The sequence below is a fragment of the Pseudomonas sp. AOB-7 genome, assembly GCF_003696305.1.
Classification (GTDB): domain Bacteria; phylum Pseudomonadota; class Gammaproteobacteria; order Pseudomonadales; family Pseudomonadaceae; genus Aquipseudomonas.
Genome location: NZ_RFFK01000052.1, coordinates 1 through 596, shown reverse-complemented (window position 1 = coordinate 596; position 596 = coordinate 1). Strand labels below are relative to the sequence as shown.

The 596-nt window shown below is 66.9% G+C and carries 1 protein-coding gene; it reads left to right on the top strand.

From position 1 onward, the window contains the following. A partial coding sequence (locus tag EA796_RS22960) for an OprD family outer membrane porin (RefSeq protein WP_122110288.1) occupies positions 1–596 on the top strand: 596 nt, incomplete at both ends.

The window sequence follows — 596 nt, the reverse complement described above, 5'->3', positions numbered from 1 at the left end:
GGCGGCGTCGAGGGCGACGACTTCAACTTCGCCGGCGGCGAATACCGCTTCAACGCCAACAACACCCTGCTCGGCGTCTGGCACGCGCGCCTGGAAGACGTCTACCAGCAGAGCTACCTGCAGCTGACCCACAGCCAGCCGGTGGGCGACTGGGTGCTGGGCGCCAACCTCGGCTACTTCGACGGCAAGGACGAAGGCGCGGCCAAGGCCGGCAAGCTGGACAACAAGGTCTACCAGGGCGCGTTCACCGCCAAGACCGGCAACAACAGCTTCATGCTCGCCTACCAGCACCTGGACGGCGACAGCAAGTTCCTGCGCATCGACGGCACCAGCGGCGGCACCCTGGTCAACGACGGCTTCACCAACAGCTACGACGCCCCCGAAGAGCGTTCCTGGCAGATCCGCCACGACTACAACTTCGCCGGCCTCGGCATCCCCGGCCTGACCCTGATGAACCGCTACGTCAGCGGCTCCAAGATCCACGCCGGCGGCCGCACCGACGCCGAGGAGTGGGGCCGCGAGTCCGAGCTGGCCTACACCATCCAGGAAGGCAGCCTGAAGAACCTCAGCGTGCGCTGGCGCAACTCCGACGTGCG